This window comes from Streptomyces sp. rh34, from assembly GCF_002551245.1.
Lineage (GTDB): Bacteria > Actinomycetota > Actinomycetes > Streptomycetales > Streptomycetaceae > Streptomyces.
The window spans coordinates 1-15953 of sequence record NZ_NTGZ01000023.1 but is presented as its reverse complement, the minus strand read 5'-3'; the positions used below and the strand labels follow the sequence as shown (position 1 = coordinate 15953).

At 71.3% G+C, this 15953-nt stretch carries 17 protein-coding genes and 1 tRNA gene; 8 read left to right on the top strand and 10 right to left on the bottom strand.

Going from position 1 to position 15953, the window contains the following annotated elements; genetic code table 11:
- Positions 1 to 4: 4 nt before the first annotated feature.
- Positions 5 to 787: an endonuclease III gene (nth, locus tag CR470_RS07740; RefSeq protein WP_257138495.1), complete on the bottom strand. Its 783-nt coding sequence runs from the start codon at positions 785 to 787 to the stop codon at positions 5 to 7.
- A gap of 535 nt (positions 788 to 1322) precedes the next feature.
- On the opposite strand from nth, the gene CR470_RS07735 reads away from it, so the two are divergent.
- A complete protein-coding gene (locus CR470_RS07735; protein WP_003967450.1) occupies positions 1323 to 1997 on the top strand; it encodes a Crp/Fnr family transcriptional regulator in 675 nt (224 codons plus the stop codon).
- Between the two features lie 87 nt (positions 1998 to 2084).
- Here the strand turns inward: CR470_RS07735 and CR470_RS07730 are convergent, their stop codons facing one another.
- From CR470_RS07730 to CR470_RS07715, 4 genes are all read right to left on the bottom strand, one after another.
- The gene (locus tag CR470_RS07730) at positions 2085 to 2921 is read right to left on the bottom strand and encodes an MBL fold metallo-hydrolase (protein WP_097866817.1); all 837 of its coding nucleotides are present in this window, start codon (positions 2919 to 2921) and stop codon (positions 2085 to 2087) included.
- Complete coding sequence (locus CR470_RS07725) at positions 2918 to 3847, bottom strand: NUDIX hydrolase (RefSeq protein ID WP_097866816.1); 930 nt, start codon at positions 3845 to 3847, stop codon at positions 2918 to 2920. Before CR470_RS07725 ends, CR470_RS07730 begins: the two co-directional genes overlap by 4 nt.
- A gap of 163 nt (positions 3848 to 4010) precedes the next feature.
- Entirely contained in the window at positions 4011 to 4481 is a 471-nt protein-coding gene (locus CR470_RS07720) for a RidA family protein (protein ID WP_097866815.1), read from the bottom strand.
- Entirely contained in the window at positions 4481 to 4639 is a 159-nt protein-coding gene (locus tag CR470_RS07715; RefSeq protein WP_003967454.1) for a DUF4177 domain-containing protein, read from the bottom strand. Before CR470_RS07715 ends, CR470_RS07720 begins: the two co-directional genes overlap by 1 nt.
- A gap of 72 nt (positions 4640 to 4711) precedes the next feature.
- Here CR470_RS07715 and CR470_RS07710 point away from each other — a divergent pair, with 72 nt between their 5' ends.
- Together CR470_RS07710 and CR470_RS07705 are read left to right on the top strand one after the other, a co-directional pair.
- Positions 4712 to 5686: an ArsA family ATPase gene (locus CR470_RS07710; protein ID WP_097866814.1), complete on the top strand. Its 975-nt coding sequence runs from the start codon at positions 4712 to 4714 to the stop codon at positions 5684 to 5686.
- Entirely contained in the window at positions 5683 to 7122 is a 1440-nt protein-coding gene (locus CR470_RS07705; RefSeq protein WP_097866813.1) for an ArsA family ATPase, read from the top strand. Before CR470_RS07710 ends, CR470_RS07705 begins: the two co-directional genes overlap by 4 nt.
- A 132-nt stretch (positions 7123 to 7254) precedes the next feature.
- Here CR470_RS07705 and CR470_RS07700 read toward each other — a convergent pair whose 3' ends face one another.
- Positions 7255 to 7605: a WhiB family transcriptional regulator gene (locus CR470_RS07700; protein ID WP_006126397.1), complete on the bottom strand. Its 351-nt coding sequence runs from the start codon at positions 7603 to 7605 to the stop codon at positions 7255 to 7257.
- Between the two features lie 642 nt (positions 7606 to 8247).
- Here CR470_RS07700 and CR470_RS07690 point away from each other — a divergent pair.
- The gene (locus CR470_RS07690) at positions 8248 to 10503 is read left to right on the top strand and encodes a transglycosylase domain-containing protein (RefSeq protein ID WP_097866812.1); all 2256 of its coding nucleotides are present in this window, start codon (positions 8248 to 8250) and stop codon (positions 10501 to 10503) included.
- A 105-nt stretch (positions 10504 to 10608) separates the two neighbouring features.
- On the opposite strand, the gene CR470_RS07685 is transcribed toward CR470_RS07690, so the two are convergent.
- The gene (locus tag CR470_RS07685; RefSeq protein WP_097866811.1) at positions 10609 to 11073 is read right to left on the bottom strand and encodes a GatB/YqeY domain-containing protein; all 465 of its coding nucleotides are present in this window, start codon (positions 11071 to 11073) and stop codon (positions 10609 to 10611) included.
- A gap of 99 nt (positions 11074 to 11172) precedes the next feature.
- On the opposite strand from CR470_RS07685, the gene CR470_RS07680 reads away from it, so the two are divergent.
- From CR470_RS07680 to CR470_RS07670, 3 genes are all read left to right on the top strand, one after another.
- Positions 11173 to 12111, top strand: a complete 939-nt coding sequence (locus tag CR470_RS07680) for a metallophosphoesterase (protein ID WP_097866810.1) — start codon at positions 11173 to 11175, stop codon at positions 12109 to 12111.
- Between the two features lie 113 nt (positions 12112 to 12224).
- Positions 12225 to 12995, top strand: a complete 771-nt coding sequence (locus CR470_RS07675; RefSeq protein ID WP_097866809.1) for a Pr6Pr family membrane protein — start codon at positions 12225 to 12227, stop codon at positions 12993 to 12995.
- Between the two features lie 28 nt (positions 12996 to 13023).
- A tRNA-Pro gene (locus CR470_RS07670) sits at positions 13024 to 13097 on the top strand.
- A 15-nt stretch (positions 13098 to 13112) separates the two neighbouring features.
- On the opposite strand, the gene CR470_RS07665 is transcribed toward CR470_RS07670, so the two are convergent.
- The 3 genes from CR470_RS07665 to CR470_RS07655 all read right to left on the bottom strand — a co-directional run bounded on the left by CR470_RS07665 (position 13113) and on the right by CR470_RS07655 (position 14835).
- Positions 13113 to 13451, bottom strand: a complete 339-nt coding sequence (locus CR470_RS07665) for a site-specific integrase (protein ID WP_257138494.1) — start codon at positions 13449 to 13451, stop codon at positions 13113 to 13115.
- Positions 13452 to 13561: 110 nt separating this feature from the next.
- A complete protein-coding gene (locus tag CR470_RS07660; protein ID WP_097866807.1) occupies positions 13562 to 14263 on the bottom strand; it encodes a class I SAM-dependent methyltransferase in 702 nt (233 codons plus the stop codon).
- Between the two features lie 107 nt (positions 14264 to 14370).
- Positions 14371 to 14835: a glycine-rich domain-containing protein gene (locus CR470_RS07655; RefSeq protein WP_097866806.1), complete on the bottom strand. Its 465-nt coding sequence runs from the start codon at positions 14833 to 14835 to the stop codon at positions 14371 to 14373.
- 187 nt (positions 14836 to 15022) lie between these two features.
- On the opposite strand from CR470_RS07655, the gene CR470_RS07650 reads away from it, so the two are divergent.
- Positions 15023 to 15953: helix-turn-helix domain-containing protein (locus CR470_RS07650; RefSeq protein ID WP_107489450.1), on the top strand; the 931-nt coding region annotated here is incomplete at its 3' end.

Below are 15953 nucleotides of genomic sequence, written 5' to 3'. Positions count from 1 at the left end.
ACCCTCACCCCGCCCCGAGCGCGGGTGCGGGCTTTCCCGGGTAGTCGGCGGGCGGGCTGAGCCGCTGGCCCGGATAGCCGCCCATCTCGTACTTCAGGAGCTTCCCGGCCTTCTCCGGATCGGTCTCGCCCTCCCCGTACGAAGGGCAGAGCGGGGCGATGGGGCAGGCCCCGCAGGCGGGCTTGCGGGCGTGGCAGATCCGGCGGCCGTGGAACACCACCCGGTGCGAGAGCATCGTCCACTCGCTCTTCGGGAAGATCCCGGCGACGACCGCCTCGACCTTCACCGGGTCCTCCTCGTCGGTCCACTTCCAGCGCCGCACCAGACGACCGAAGTGCGTGTCGACGGTGATGCCGGGGACGCCGAAGGCGTTGCCCAGGACCACGTTGGCGGTCTTGCGGCCGACGCCTGGCAGCTTCACCAGGTCCTCCAGACGTCCCGGGACCTCACCGCCGAACTCGTCCCGGAGCGCGGCCGAGAGGCCGAGCAGCGACTTGGTCTTCGCCCGGAAGAACCCGGTCGGCCGGATGATCTCCTCCATCTCCTCCGGCACGGCCGCCGCCATGTCCTCGGGCGTGGGGTAGGCGGCGAAGAGCGCGGGGGTGGTCTGGTTGACCCTCAGGTCGGTGGTCTGGGCGGAGAGGACCGTGGCCACGAGGAGCTCGAACGGGTTACGGAAGTCCAGCTCGGGATGGGCGTACGGATAGACCTCGGCGAGCTCGCGGTTGATCCGGCGCGCCCGGCGGACCATTGCGAGGTGCGACTCCGCCTTCGGCGCCTTGCGCACCGCGGCAGCCTTGGCCGCAGCCGCCGTACGCGCGGTGGCCGCCGTGGCCGTGGCCTCCTTGCGCGTCGTGGCCTCCTTGCGCGCCGCGGCAGCCTCGCCCGGTTTACCGGACGTGCCGGATTCACCGGATTCGCCGGGTGTGGATGATGACGACGATGGCACTGCGGACCTCCTGGCCGACTTCCGGAGCGGCTTCTTCCCTGGCTCTCCGGGGGAGCCGTGCGCGCCTCCGAGGGAGCCATTCGCGGCAATCCCGGGGCGCGGCCGAGGCTGTTCGCCCACAGCGGAATTACTGCCCTTCAGCACCTCGTCGACCCCCTTGGACCGCGCTCTCCCCGGCGTTCTGGACACCCGGCCAGCCTAGAGCCAGGCACCGACAACCACCGCTGCCACGGCACATCCGCCCCCGATCGGCCCCCTGCCGTAGGGTCCGGCACGCCCGTGCGTCAAACTGGTTTGTGATTGATCGCACTGTTTTACCGTCCGGCATGATGGGGACCACGGTTCCCTGGACAGGCCGACAAGGAGAGAATTCGTGGACGACGTTCTGCGGCGCGCCCCGCTTTTCGCGGCGCTCGATGATGAGCAGGCCGCGGAGCTCCGCGCCTCGATGAGTGAGGTGACCCTCGCGCGCGGAGACGCGCTGTTCCACGAGGGCGACCAGGGTGACCGCCTGTACGTGGTCACCGAGGGCAAGGTGAAGCTCCACCGCACCTCACCCGACGGGCGCGAGAACATGCTGGCCGTGCTCGGCCCCGGCGAGCTGATCGGGGAGCTGTCGCTCTTCGACCCCGGCCCGCGCACGGCGACCGCCTCCGCGCTGACCGAGGTCAAGCTGCTCGGCCTCGGCCACGGCGACCTGCAGCCCTGGCTGAACGCCCGGCCCGAGGTGGCCACCGCTCTGCTGCGCGCGGTCGCCCGGCGGCTGCGCAAGACCAACGACCAGATGTCCGACCTGGTCTTCTCCGATGTGCCGGGCCGTGTCGCCCGCGCCCTCCTGGACCTGTCGCGCCGCTTCGGCGTCCAGTCCGAGGAAGGCATCCACGTCGTGCACGACCTCACCCAGGAGGAGCTGGCCCAGCTGGTCGGCGCCTCCCGCGAGACGGTCAACAAGGCGCTCGCGGACTTCGCGGGCCGCGGCTGGCTGCGTCTTGAGGCCCGGGCGGTCATCCTGCTGGACGTGGAGCGGCTGGCGAAGCGTTCGCGCTGACCCCGTCTCCGTACGCGAAGGGCCCCGCCGACCGGGTACGTACCCCGTACCTCCGTCGGCGGGGCCCTTCGCCGTGCACGGGCCGGCTCAGCTCTGGATCAGCCCGTGCTCGGTCAGGTACTCCAGCTGTGCCCGCACCGACAGCTCGGCGGCCGGCCACAGGGAACGGTCCACCTCGGCGTACACCTTCGCCACCACCTCCGACGGCGTACGGTGCCCGGCCTCCACCGCCGTCTCCACCTGGGCGAGGCGGTGCGCGCGGTGGGCCAGGTAGAACTCCACCGCCCCCTGCGCGTCCTCCAGCACCGGACCGTGGCCCGGCAGCACCGTGTGGACGCCGTCGTCGACCGTCAGCGACCGCAGCCGCCTGAGCGAGTCCAGGTAGTCGCCGAGCCGCCCGTCCGGGTGCGCGACCACCGTCGTGCCGCGGCCGAGGATCGTGTCGCCCGTCAGCACCGCCCGGTCGGCGGGCAGATGGAACGAGAGCGAGTCCGCGGTGTGCCCGGGCGTCGGCACGACGCGCAGCTCCAGGCCGCCGGTGGTGATCACGTCGCCCGCCGCGAGGCCCTCGTCGCCCAGCCGCAGCTCGGCGTCCAGGGCCCGCACCTTCGTCCCCGTCAGCTCCGCGAACCGGCCCGCGCCCTCCGCGTGGTCCGGGTGGCCATGGGTGAGCAGCGTGAGGCCCACGCGCCGCCCGGACCGCTCCACCGCCTCGATCACCGCCCTCAGGTGGACGTCGTCGAGCGGCCCGGGATCGATGACGACCGCGAGACCGGAGTCGGGCTCGGCCACGATCCAGGTGTTCGTCCCGTCGAGCGTCATCGCGGACGGGTTGGGCGCGAGGACGTTGACCGTACGGGCGGTCGCGGGGCCGGAGACCACGGTTCCGCGCGGCTGTCCGGGCAGGGCTGCCGCGTCGCTCACGCTCCACCACCTCCGCCCGCCGCGGGCACGTGCTTGGTGAACTCGTCGTGCCCCGGCCAGCTCAGCACCAGCTCACCGCCCTCCAGGCGGGCCTGCGCGAGGACCGGGGTCATGTCCTGCCCGTCGGCCGCCCCGAGCGCCTCGGCGGCCGTCCTGAACGGCGCGAGGGCCCGCAGCGTGGTCACGGTGGGCGGCATCATCAGCAGCTCACCCAGGTCATAGCGGCGGGCCGCCTCGGCGGGGGCGATCCACACCGTGCGGTCGGCCTCGGTGGAGACGTCCCGGGTGCGCTGCCCCTCGGGGAGCGCGGCGACGAAGAACCAGGTGTCGTACCGGCGAGGTTCGAACTCCGGGGTGATCCAGCGCGCCCAGGCGCCCAGCAGGTCCGAGCGCAGCACCAGGCCGCGCCGGTCCAGGAACTCCGCGAAGGACAGGTCCCGGGCGACCAGCGCCTCCCGGTCGGCCTCCCAGTCCTCCCCGGTCGTGTCGCCGACCACGGTTCCGGCGGTCGGCCCGGCGAGGAGGACGCCCGCCTCCTCGAACGTCTCGCGCACCGCCGCGCAGACGACGGCCTGCGCCTCGGTGACCGTCGCCACGCCGAGCCGGGCGGCCCAGTGCTCCAGCGGGGGCCCGGCCCACCCGATCAGCCGGTCGTCGTCGCGCGGATCGACTCCGCCACCCGGATAGGCGTACGCGCCTCCGGCGAATGCCATGGAGGTCCGCCGGCGCAACATGTGCACGACAGGACCACCGGGCGCTCCGGTCCCGCCCGGACCGCCACCCGTCCCGTTCGCCTCGGGCCCGCCCGGATCGCGGAGCAGCATCACGGTGGCGGCCCGCCTGGGTGCCACGGCCGTCAGCTCACCGGCGGCGAGGGCCCGGATCCGGTCGGGCCATTCCGGGGGGTACCACTGACCTTGGGACATGGCCGGAGGCTATCCGGAACCGCGCCGATGTTCGAGAGGCTCCCCGATCGTCGCGGTGGCCCGGCATGCCCCGTACTCGCCCGGCACGCCCCGTACCCACACGACCGATCCCGCCCGGTCGAGGTGACCGGACGGGATCGGAAGGACGAGCGACGAGGGGTACTCAGGCGTCGACGAGTTCCACCTGGACCTCGACCTCGACCGGCGCGTCCAGCGGCAGCACGGCGACGCCCACGGCGCTGCGGGCGTGCACGCCCTTGTCGCCGAGGACGGCGCCCAGCAGCTCGCTGGCGCCGTTGATCACGGCGGGCTGGCCGGTGAAGTCGGACGCCGAGGCGACGAAGCCCACGACCTTCACGACGCTCCTGATCCGGTCCAGGTCGCCGGCGATCGACTTCACGGCGGCCAGCGCGTTGAGCGCGCAGGTCTTCGCGAGCTCCTTCGCCTCGTCCGGCGTGACCTCGGCGCCGACCTTGCCGGTGACGGCGAGCTTGCCGTCCACCATCGGCAGCTGGCCCGAGGTGTACACGTACACCCCGGACCGCACGGCCGGCTGGTACGAGGCCAGCGGCGGCACGACGGCGGGCAGGGTCAGGCCGAGCTCGGCGAGCCGCGCCTCGACGGCGCCCGCCACTACGCCTTCTCCCGCTTCAGGTAGGCCACGAGCTGCTCGGGGTTGTTCGGGCCGGGAACGACCTGGACCAGCTCCCAGCCGTCCTCGCCCCAGGTGTCCAGAATCTGCTTGGTCGCGTGCACGAGAAGCGGCACGGTCGCGTATTCCCACTTGGTCATGGGCCCGACTGTAACGCCTGGCACGTACGGTCCCGTGCGTAGGCCGGGGCCGGACTGGTTAGGCTCGAATACGTGAGCAGGTTCCAGGTCGTCAGCGGCAAGGGCGGCACCGGTAAGACCACGGTCGCCGCCGCCCTCGCGCTCGCCCTCGCGACCGAGGGCAGGCGCACCCTCCTCGTCGAGGTCGAGGGCAGGCAGGGCATCGCCCAGCTCTTCGGTTCCGACGCGCTCCCCTACGAGGAGCGCAAGATCGCCGTCGCGCCGGGCGGCGGCGAGGTGCACGCGCTGGCGATCGACGCCGAGCGCGCGCTCCTCGACTACCTCCAGATGTTCTACAAGCTGGGCAGCGCGGGCCGGGCGCTGAAGAAGCTCGGCGCGATCGACTTCGCCACCACCATCGCGCCCGGCGTCCGGGACGTCCTGCTGACCGGCAAGGCGTGCGAAGCCGTACGCCGCAAGGACAAGCAGGGCCGGTTCGTCTACGACCACGTGATCATGGACGCCCCGCCGACCGGCCGGATCACCCGCTTCCTGAACGTCAACGACGAGGTCGCCGGGCTGGCCCGGATCGGCCCCATACACAACCAGGCCCAGGCCGTGATGCGGCTCCTGAAGTCCCCGCAGACCGCGGTCCACCTGGTGACCCTCCTGGAGGAGATGCCGGTCCAGGAGACCGCGGACGGCATCGCCGAGCTGCGCGCCGCCGAACTGCCCGTGGGCAGCGTCTTCGTGAACATGGTCCGCCCGCACCTGCTCGACGAGGACGCCCTGCGCACCGCCGCCGACGGCCGCCGCAAGGAGATCGCCAGAACGCTGACCCGGGCCGGAGTAACCGGTTCCGCAGCGCTCGTGCGTCCCCTGGTCGAGCAGGCGGCCGAGCACGCCGAGCGGGTCGGCCTGGAGCGGGAGCAGCGCGCGGTACTGGCCGGTCTCGGGCTGCCGACGGCGGAGCTGCCGTTGATCGGTGACGGGGTGGATCTCGCCACGCTGCACGACCTGGCCACGGAGCTCCGTAAGCAGGGCGCGGGGGAAGAGGGGGACGCATGACAGCGGACACATCCGGTACGGCCGCGGCCGAGGCGGGTCTGGACACGGACGCGTTGCTGGACGACCCCGGCATCCGGATCATCGTGTGCTGCGGCTCCGGCGGGGTCGGCAAGACCACGACCGCCGCCGCCCTCGGCGTACGGGCCGCCGAACGCGGCCGGAAGGTCGTCGTCCTCACCATCGACCCGGCCCGCCGGCTCGCCCAGTCCATGGGCATCGACCGGCTGGACAACGTGCCGAGGCGGGTCGACGGCATCGACGGCGAGGGCGAACTGCACGCCATGATGCTCGACATGAAGCGGACCTTCGACGAGACCGTCGAGGCGCACGCGGACGCCGAACGGGCCAGGGCGATCCTGGAGAACCCCTTCTACCAGTCCCTGTCGGCCGGGTTCGCCGGTACGCAGGAGTACATGGCGATGGAGAAGCTCGGGCAGCTGCGGGCGCGCGACGCGTGGGACCTGATCGTCGTCGACACCCCTCCCTCGCGCTCCGCGCTGGACTTCCTGGACGCGCCGAAGCGGCTCGGGTCGTTCCTCGACGGGAAGTTCATCCGGCTGCTGATGGCGCCCGCGAGGGTGGGCGGCCGGGCCGGGATGAAATTCCTCAATGTCGGTATGTCGATGATGAGCGGAACGCTGGGCAAGCTGCTCGGGGGTCAGTTCCTGCGGGACGTCCAGACGTTCGTCGCCGCGATGGACACCATGTTCGGTGGCTTCCGCAGCCGCGCGGACGCCACGTACAAGCTGCTCCAGGCGCCCGGCACGGCCTTTCTCGTGGTGGCGACGCCGGAGCAGGACGCGCTGCGCGAGGCCGCCTATTTCGTGGAACGGCTGGCCGCCGAGAAGATGCCGCTGGCCGGTCTGGTCCTCAACCGTGTGCACGGCAGCGAGGCTTCGCGGCTCTCGGCCGAGCAGGCTCTGGCCGCCGCGGAAAATCTTGACGACACCCGCATTGTGGATCAGAGGGCCGGGAAAGCTGGCCTTGGTGACCAGGAAGCCCCTGACCCGGCGGTCACTGCTTCCGGACCGACCGAGCCGCTCCTCTCCCCCGAGGCCGGCCGGGCGTCCGGGCCCGAGCCCGCAGCCGAGCACCAGGACACGACGGAGAACGAGCCGCCCCACGAGAACATCGCGACACCCGCGACCGGCCCCGCCGAAGCGACCGGCCCCGCCCGAGCGACCACTGACGAGATCGTCGACGTTGCCCTCGGCGTCGAGGAACTGACGGCGGGTCTGCTGCGTCTGCACGCCGAGCGCATGCAGATCGTCGCCCGCGAGCACCGCACCCGCGACCGCTTCACCGCGCTGCACCCCGAGGTGCCGGTGACGGCCGTGGCAGCGCTGCCCGGCGACGTCCACGACCTGGACGGCCTCCGGGCCATCGGCGACCGCCTGGCGGACGGTTCCGCGCCGACCCCTGCCGGAGCGGCGTAGACACCGTTCACCGGGGCGGCGTAACACCGCCACCGAGGCAGCTCAAGCACCATCCGGAGCCACGCGGCCCTGATCAGGTGGCACAGCGGCCCCGACCTGGCGGCACACGGGCCGGCCCGGCGGCGTCGACGCCTACCCGACCGCCGCGTACGTCTCGTGCAGTTCCTCGTCCTCCAGCCCGATGACTCCGGGCAGAATGCCGGTGGACCGCTCGTATTCGCTGCGCGCGGTCTCCAGCAGTCGGCGCCAGGACGTGACGGTGGGCCGGCGCCGCAGCAGTGCGCGGCGCTCCCGCTCCGTCATTCCGCCCCACACGCCGAATTCGACGCGATTGTCGAGCGCATCGGCCAGGCACTCGGTCCGCACCGGACATCCGGTGCACACCGCCTTGGCTCTGTTCTGCGCTGCCCCTTGTACGAACAGTTCATCCGGATCGGTAGTGCGGCAGGCTGCCTGCGCACTCCAGTCGGTTACCCAGCCCATGCCGGCGCCGTCCTCTCCCGAATCGAGGCTCCCCCACGGCGGTAGCGGCATATTCACCGCTGCCAGTTGAGGACGTTACGGAAGGTGGGGACAGCACAACACCCCCTTCGGGCCCAATCTTGAATGGTCCGAACGGACTATGCGTATGCGGCAGATCACCCAGGGGAGTGAGCCGAGGACATGCGCGACTATCTCCGCGAAAAGGGGACAGTGCACTCAAGTTGCAAGGGACTTCTCGTGACATACGGGGCGATTTCGGGAGCGCCTCGATGGCTACGCGAAGGACAATGCGGTTGCTCATCCGCCGGGTGAAGAATGACCAGAAGATGTGCATGGGATGGCAGGGGACTTGATACGGAACCGGACTGCTGTGACAGTTGAGAACAGCTTAGGCCAAGGCCTGTCCGTCTGTCCGGCGAATGAGAACGCGGGCGCCCCGCGTCCGCGCACCCGCGCCGCGATGCCCGGCACGCTCCCGCCGGGAAGGCCGCGGCCGGTCCCGCCAGGCCGGCGCCGGACAGGCGGTCTGCAGGCGGTCGGCAGGCGGTGGGACCCGCCCGGATGTCACGGTCCGGTACCCGAACGCTCCGAGAGACCCCTGCTCCTGCGACACGTTCATCACTACGGATTAGGCTGCCCCCTATGCCAAAGAAGCGCTCGGGCGGGGGTCTCACCACGACCCAGCAGGCCGCCAAGTTCCTCGGTGTCGCCGCGCTCTCCGGAGCTGTCCTGGCAGGCATCGCGCTGCCCGCAGCCGGAGCGCTGGGGCTCGCCGCCAAGGGGACGGTCGAAGGATTCGACGAGATCCCCTCCAACCTCAAGACTCCACCGCTCAGCCAACGGACCACGATCCAGGACCGCGACGGCGGCACCATCGCCACGGTGTACTCCCGCGACCGCACGGTCGTCCCGCTCAAGGACATCTCGCCGTACATGCAGGCCGCGATCATCGCGATCGAGGACTCCCGCTTCTACGAGCACGGCGCGGTCGACCTCAAGGGCATCCTCCGCGCGATGAACCGCAACGTGCAGGCGGGCGGGGCCGCGCAGGGTGCGTCGACCCTCACCCAGCAGTACGTGAAGAACGTCTTCGTCGAGGAGGCGGGCGACGACCCGGAGAAGGTCGCCCAGGCCACGCAGCAGACGCTCGGCCGCAAGGTCCGTGAGCTGAAGTACGCGATCCAGGTCGAGGAGGAGCTCGGCAAGAAGAAGATCCTGGAGAACTACCTCAACATCACGTTCTTCGGGCAGCAGGCGTACGGCATCGAGGCCGCCTCCCAGCGCTACTTCTCCAAGCGCGCCAAGGACCTCAAGGTGGAGGAGGCCGCGCTGCTCGCCGGCCTCGTCCAGTCACCGAGCCGCTACGACCCGGTCAACGACATCGAGGAAGCGACCAAGCGCCGCAACGTCGTGCTGGCGCGGATGGCCGCGGTCAAGGACATCTCGCGGGCCGAGGCCGACAAGGCCATGGAGACGCCCATCAAGCTGAAGGTCTCCCGGCCGAAGAACGGCTGCATCACCGCCGTCAGCGGCTCCGGCTTCTTCTGCGACTACGTCCGCAAGACGATCCTCACCGACCCCGCCTTCGGCAAGACCGACGAGGAGCGGGCCAAGCTCTGGAACCTCGGCGGCCTGACCATCCGGACCACGCTGGACCCGCGCGCCCAGAAGGCCGCCAACGAGGCGGCCACCGCGAAGGTCAACAAGGACGACAAGTTCGCGGCGTCCGTGGTGCAGGTCCGGCCGGGCAGCGGCAAGATCCTCTCCATGGGCCAGTCCCGCCCCTACGGCCTGGACCAGAAGCAGAACGAGACCGTGCTGAACCTCGCCGTCAGCAACAAGATGGGCGGCAGCACGTACGGCTTCCAGGTCGGCTCGACGTTCAAGCCGTTCACCGCGGCCGCGGCGCTGGAGAAGGGCATCAGCCCGGCGACGACGTTCTCGACGGACTGGAAGATGACGCTCAAGGAGCGGGACTTCCGGAACTGCTCCGGCTCCCCTGCCGGTTACGCGGACTGGCCCCTGCAGAACGAGCTGGAGTCCGAGAAGGGCACCTGGGACATGACGAGCGCGCTCGGCAAGTCCATCAACACCTACTTCGCGCTGCTGGAACAGAAGGTCGGCCTCTGCGAGACCGTGGAGATGGCCAAGAAGGTCGGCTACGAGCGGGGTGACGGCAAGAAGATCGTCGAGGCCCCCTCGATCACCCTCGGCGGCGAGGTGAGCACCCCGCTCTCCATGGCCGGCGCCTACGCCGCGTTCGCCAACCGGGGCACGTACTGCACGCCGATCGCCATCGAGTCCATCAAGGACCCGCAGGGCAAGAAGATCCCCGTGCCGAAGACATCCTGCTCGCGGGCGATGAGCGAGAAGACCGCGGACACGATCAACCAGATGCTCAAGGGCGTCGTCGAGGACGGCACCGGCACCCGGGCCGGACTCAGCGACCGGGACAACGCGGGCAAGACCGGTACGACCAACGACCGCAAGGACGCCTGGTTCGTCGGGTACACGCCGAACCTCTCCACCGCGGTGTGGGTCGGTGACGACGTCGGCGAGAAGAGCTCGATGTTCAACGTCACCATCGGCGGCCAGTACTACGACAAGGTCTGCGGCGGCTGTCTGCCCGGTCCGATCTGGCGCATCGCGATGACCGGAGCGCTGGACGCGTCGGAGACTCCCGGGTTCAACCAGGTCGCCGTCCCCCGGGGCAAGGAGAAGAAGGAGAAGGACGAGGAGAAGGGCGACCGGGACCGGGACCGCGACCGCGGCGGCGACGACGACCGCGATGACGCCAAGCCCGGCCGCGGCAACGACCGCTTCCCCGGCATCGAACTCCCGGACGGCGTGATCGGCGGACCGGGCGGTGGCGGCGGGCGTGGCCAGAACGGCCCCTGACCCGCATGCGTACCCCTGCCCGTACCCGTACGGATAGCGGAAAAGGGTGGGCGCCCCGGTCCTGGACCGGGGCGCCCACCCTTTTCTCCGTCTTCCCCGCCTACCTCAGCCGGCGAGGAGCTTCTTCACCGCGCCGGCGACCCGGCCGCCCTCGGCGAGCCCGGCGACCTTCGGGTTGACGATCTTCATGACGGCGCCCATCGCACGCGGCCCCTCGGCCCCGGCGGCCTTCGCCTCCTCGACGGCGGACGCCACGATCGCGTTCAGCTCGTCGTCGGAGAGCTGCTTGGGCAGGTAGCCGTCGAGCAGCTCGCCCTCCGCCTTCTCCCGCTCGGCCTGCTCGGTCCGGCCGCCCTGGGCGAAGGCCTCGGCCGCCTCCCGGCGCTTCTTCGCCTCCCTCGCGATCACCTTCCGCACCTCGTCGTCGGAGAGCTCGCGCGCCGACTTGCCGCTGACCTCTTCCTTGGTGATCGCGGTGAGGGTGAGCCGAAGCGTGGACGAGGTCAGCTCGTCACGCGCCTTCATGGCCGTGTGAAGGTCTTCCTTGAGCTTGGACTTGAGCGTGGTCATGCCGCGATTGTGACAGGTGCGGGGCCCGGCCCGCCCACCGGTTTTCCGGCCGCCCCACCGGTTTTCCGCTCACGGTTCCGCTTCTGCGACGATGGGCGCATGCGCGCACGCTACGGAGTACCCCTGAAAGTCACGGCAGTCGGCGCGGCGGTAGGCGCGGCCGGACTCGCCTACGCCGCCGGGTTCGAGGCCCGCTCGTTCCGACTGCGACGAGTCACCGTTCCCGTACTCCCGTACGGGGCGCGTCCGTTGCGCGTACTCCAGGTCTCCGACATCCACATGGTGAGCGGTCAGCGCAAGAAGCGCGCCTGGCTCCAGTCGCTCGCCGGACTGCGCCCCGACTTCGTCGTGAACACCGGCGACAACCTCTCCGACCCGGAGGCCGTGCCGGAGGTGCTCGACGCACTCGGCCCGCTGATGGAGTTCCCGGGGGTGTACGTCTTCGGCTCCAACGACTACTACGGCCCCAAGCTCCGCAACCCCGCGCGCTACCTCCTGGAGAAGACCCGGGGCAAGCACGGCCTCAACGGCAACGCCCCCGCGGTCGGCGTCGTCCACAACCCGTGGGAGCCGATGCGCGACGCCTTCGACGAGGCGGGCTGGCTGAACCTGTCGAACACGCGGGGCCGGCTCAAGCTCGACGGCCTGGAGCTGGCGTTCACCGGCCTGGACGACCCGCACATCAAGCGGGACCGTTACGCCGAGGTCCAGGGCGGCCCTCCGAGCGGCGCCGACCTCTCCATCGGCGTGGTCCACGCCCCGTACCTGCGCTCCCTGGACGCCTTCACGGCCGACGGCTACCCCTTGATCCTGGCGGGCCACACGCACGGCGGCCAGCTGTGCATCCCGTTCTACGGGGCGCTGGTCACCAACTGCGACCTGGACACCGACCGGGTCAAGGGCCTGTCCAGCCACACGGTCGGCGACCGGCGCGCCTACCTCCACGTCTCCGCGGGCTGCGGCACCAACCGCTACACCCCGGTCCGCTTCGCCTGCCCGCCCGAGGTCACCCTGCTGACACTGACGCCGAAGGCCTGAGCAAGGGCCCGCGGGGCGGGGCGGGGGTCCCGGCGCCGAGGCGTCCGGCAAGGAGGCACGCGGGGCGGGCGGACGAATCGCGGGGGTCTTCCCACCCGCTTACGGTACAAATCATGACCGCGCCCCGGACCGCCCTGCTCCCCCGCCCCCGGGCGGGAGAGGCGCTCCCGGACCCCACCGTCCCCCGGCGCCCCTGGGCCACGGCCCTGCGCGCGACCGCGTGCGGGGCAGCGGCCGCGGGCCCGGTCATCGCCCTGGCGACCGGCTACGCGCCACCGACGCCGATCCACTTCACGGTCCTGGCGAACTTCCTCATCGCGGGTGCTTTCGGGTGGTCGGCCGTACATTCCTGGCGGGGCGGTCCGCCGCTGTCGCCGCGGCTGTCGGGCGGGGTGCTCCTGCTCGCCGCGGTCACCGGCCTGATGTACCACCTGGTACTGGTGAACTACGGCGGCTCCCCGATGAGCGCCCCCCGGGCCTGCCCGTCCACAGGGACCTGCTGGTCCACCGCCGCGAGCTTCCTGCTCCACACGGCGACCCCCCTGACCGTCGCCGCGGACTGGCTCCTGCTGACGGCCCCCCGGACCCTGCGCCTGGCCCACATCCCGCTCTGGCTGTCCGCCCCCGCGGCCTACCTGGCCCTCACCCTGACCCGCGGAGCCCTGCTCTCCCCCGGCGCCCCGGCCCGCTACCCGTACCCGTTCCTCGACGTCGACACGTACGGCTACGCAGGCGCCCTCACCCAGTCCCTCGCCCTCGGCCTCCTCTTCGCCGCCCTGGGCGTCCTGATCACCACCGTGGACCACCTCCGGCCGAACGTGACGGGGTGGTTCCAGCACCGGAGAAACCGGATTTCGCCTCCGGGCGCCGGTGGGCTAAAGTAATCGATGTCGCCGGGAGTCCGGTGGACATCGGGGTGTAGCGCAGCTTGGCAGCGCGCTTCGTTCGGGACGAAGAGGTCGTGGGTTCAAATCCCGCCACCCCGACAGCTAAGTACCAGGTCAGGGCCGGTTTTCCTTCAGGGAGACCGGCCCTGACTGCGTTGCATCTGGGTGTGATCTTGAAACGGGGTGGCGCCGCTCGGCGGCGCGCTGCTGTAAGAGCCGGTCGAGGATCGGGGCCGGGGAGCGCGGGGCGAGGAGCAGCCGGTCCTCCAGGGACTCGTGCCAGACCTCGGTGAGCTGGTCCATGAGGAGCGCGCGCATGGTGTCCGTCACGTGGGTGTACCGGGCGCTGACCGATCCGTCCTCGTGGCCCAGGCGCTCGTCCACGAGAACCTTCGGGCAGCCCAGCTCCTCCAGGAGCGTGCGGTGGCCGTGGCGGAGCCCGTGACGGGTCAGCCGGCCCTTGATCGACAGCCAGCACGCCTCAGCTGGCCCTCAGCGCGAACGCACCGCGGCCCCGGAGCCCAGGAAGCTGGGCCCGGGCAGCGGCATTCCCCGGCCCGGTCTCAGGTGGCGGGGCGCTCGGCCGCGACGAGGAGGGTGGCGGCGGGCCGGGGGCCGTCGCCAGCGGGCAGCTCCTCGACGCGGATGTCGGTGAACCCGGCCTGGGCCAGGACCTTGGTCCACACGTGCTCCTGCAGCACCCACCGGTGCATGGTGGCGCTCTCGCCCCCCGGGGTCTTCGCCGGCACCTCGGCGGCCGTGACATCCGGCTGCGCGGGCTTGCCGGACAGGTAGTGGGCGAGGGTGGAGAAGACTAGGTGCCCACCGGGGCGGAGCGCCTCAGCGGCGGCCGGGAGCAACTCGCGGGGGTCGGTGAAGTCCACCGCCCCGAAGAGGCTGTAAAGCACGTCATAGGAGCCCGGGTTCACGCGAAGGTGGGCGACGACGTCCGCGTGGACGAAGTGCAGGCGCGGGGCGAGGTCGGCGTACAGGGCGGTGGCCATACTGTGCTGGGCCGTGGACGCGTCCACGGCATCGATCCGGTTCGGAGCGTGGTGCACGGCCAGGTGCGCGGCGTGGCGGGCGGCGCCAGCGCCGAGGTCGGCCACGGTCTTGCCGGTGAGGTCGCCGAGGACTTCCGGGCCCGGCCCGTCCTGCTGATCCCAGGTCCAGCGGAAGGAGTCGGGGACGGCGTGGTCCTTCGCGGCGCGGGCCCGGCCGTAGTAGTGCCATAGGTCTGTGGTCGTGGTCGTCACCCGCGTCATCCTGGCGGCACCGCGCGGAGGCTGCTGCCGGTCCGGGCGAAAGTCACCCGGGCGCGCCTCAACGGCCCGAGCCGTGGGCCCGGACCGACGAGGGCATCAGGTGAGGGTCAGTGCGAGTCGTTGCCCGGGTGGCAGGGGCCGCAGTCGGCAGCGTCCTCCCACAGCGGGAGGTCCACCTCCCAACCGGCGCGGGCGACGAGGTGGGCGGTCTTGATGACCGACCCGTCGTTCTTCATCTCGACCTCGGGCACGTGGTGCAGGAAGTACCCGCCGTTGTACTTGTCGCACAGCTCGGCGTAGGCGACGGTGTCCAGGATGATCGTGTGGGCGCCGATGTCGACCAGCTTGCTCGGGACGAGTCCCAGGCCCTGGCCCCGGAGGGACATGGCAGTGAGCAGGTAGGCGTAGCCCTGGCCGAGGACGCGGGTGGCCATGACGGAGTCGTACGGGTAGTCCCGCATCAGCAGGCCGACCTGCTTCTCCCAGAGGCCCGCCGGCACGATGTCACGGGGGGAGCGGGCCGGTCCGGTCACCGGGTCGGTGGCGACGGGGGTGTCGACTGCGGTTGCCATGGTGCCTCCTTTGGATGGTGCCCCACGAGGTGTGGGCGATGTAACGAGAACACCGCATTCGGCACCCGGCCGGTGATCAACTGGGTTCCCTTGCAAGGTGTTTGCACGTGGTGCAAGCGGTCTCGACGGACGCCGCCGCGCGGCCGTACCGTGGTGGCCCCCGGTCGTGTAGCAGGGGGAGGGACCAGTGCCCGGTGACCCGCTCTGGAACAGCGCGAAGGTTAGGGAGTTAGTCGCCCGGCGACAACCGGGCGGACTCGTACGGTTGGGCCGTGAGCACCGAGAATGGACGCTCGCCGAACTCGGCGAGCACCTGGGGTGCTCGGCGGCGACGGTCTCGCGGATGGAACGCCGCACCCGGGTCACCGACCTGACGCTCATTCACCGGGCCGCCTCCACGGTGGGCGTTCCTCGACACGTCCTGGTGAGTTCTCTGGCGCCCCCCGCTCCTTCCGGACTGGCCAGCACTAGAGTGTCGGCCAGTCCGCACGCCGAGGAGGACCCGATGCGCCGCCGCTCGTTGCTCGCCGCCACGGCGACCGTACCGGCCGCCATGCTGCTCGGCATGGACCGGGCTTTGGCCGACACCCCGCCGCCCACGGGCAGGGGTGCCCTGGACGCCCGTTTGGCCTCCGCCCGCGACCTCTACGACAAGGGGGCCCACACACAGCTCCTCGGTCTGCTGCCGGGCCTCCTGGCCGACGGGCACGCCGCTGCCTCCTCGCGCCGCGAGCTGGACCAGGCCCGAATTTCCTCCGTCTATAGCCTGAGCGCCGCCCTCCTGATCAAGCTCGGCTCGTACGAGCAGGCTCGCCTCACCGCCGACCGCGCGCGCACCTGGGCCGAAGTGTCCGGGTCCCCGCTCGCCGCCGCTGCTGCCTCCCGCGAGCTCGCAATCGTGCTGCGCCACCAGGACCGGGGCGAGGAAGCCCAAACCCTCATGGAGTCGGCCGCGGCCCGGGTGGAGGCGACAGGGCTGCGGACGGACGCGGCCTCGTCGGCCTACGCGCAGATGCTGTGCACCCTGGCCTACACCGCCGCCCGGGGAGGCCGGCGCGCGGAGGCCCTGGCCATGGCCGAGGAGGCACGGCGGGCCGCACGGCGCCTGCCGCTCCAGG

Coding starts and splice junctions, on each gene's coding strand:
- CR470_RS07660 (WP_097866807.1), bottom strand. CDS start 14,263: ATGACGCGGGTGACGACCACGACCACAGACCTATGGCACTACTACGGC.
- CR470_RS07725 (WP_097866816.1), bottom strand. CDS start 3,847: ATGTCCCAAGGTCAGTGGTACCCCCCGGAATGGCCCGACCGGATCCGG.
- CR470_RS07715 (WP_003967454.1), bottom strand. CDS start 4,639: ATGACCAAGTGGGAATACGCGACCGTGCCGCTTCTCGTGCACGCGACC.
- CR470_RS07675 (WP_097866809.1), top strand. CDS start 12,225: ATGACCGCGCCCCGGACCGCCCTGCTCCCCCGCCCCCGGGCGGGAGAG.
- CR470_RS07685 (WP_097866811.1), bottom strand. CDS start 11,073: ATGACCACGCTCAAGTCCAAGCTCAAGGAAGACCTTCACACGGCCATG.
- CR470_RS07700 (WP_006126397.1), bottom strand. CDS start 7,605: ATGGGCTGGGTAACCGACTGGAGTGCGCAGGCAGCCTGCCGCACTACC.
- CR470_RS07705 (WP_097866813.1), top strand. CDS start 5,683: ATGACAGCGGACACATCCGGTACGGCCGCGGCCGAGGCGGGTCTGGAC.
- CR470_RS07680 (WP_097866810.1), top strand. CDS start 11,173: ATGCGCGCACGCTACGGAGTACCCCTGAAAGTCACGGCAGTCGGCGCG.
- CR470_RS07655 (WP_097866806.1), bottom strand. CDS start 14,835: ATGGCAACCGCAGTCGACACCCCCGTCGCCACCGACCCGGTGACCGGA.
- CR470_RS07690 (WP_097866812.1), top strand. CDS start 8,248: ATGCCAAAGAAGCGCTCGGGCGGGGGTCTCACCACGACCCAGCAGGCC.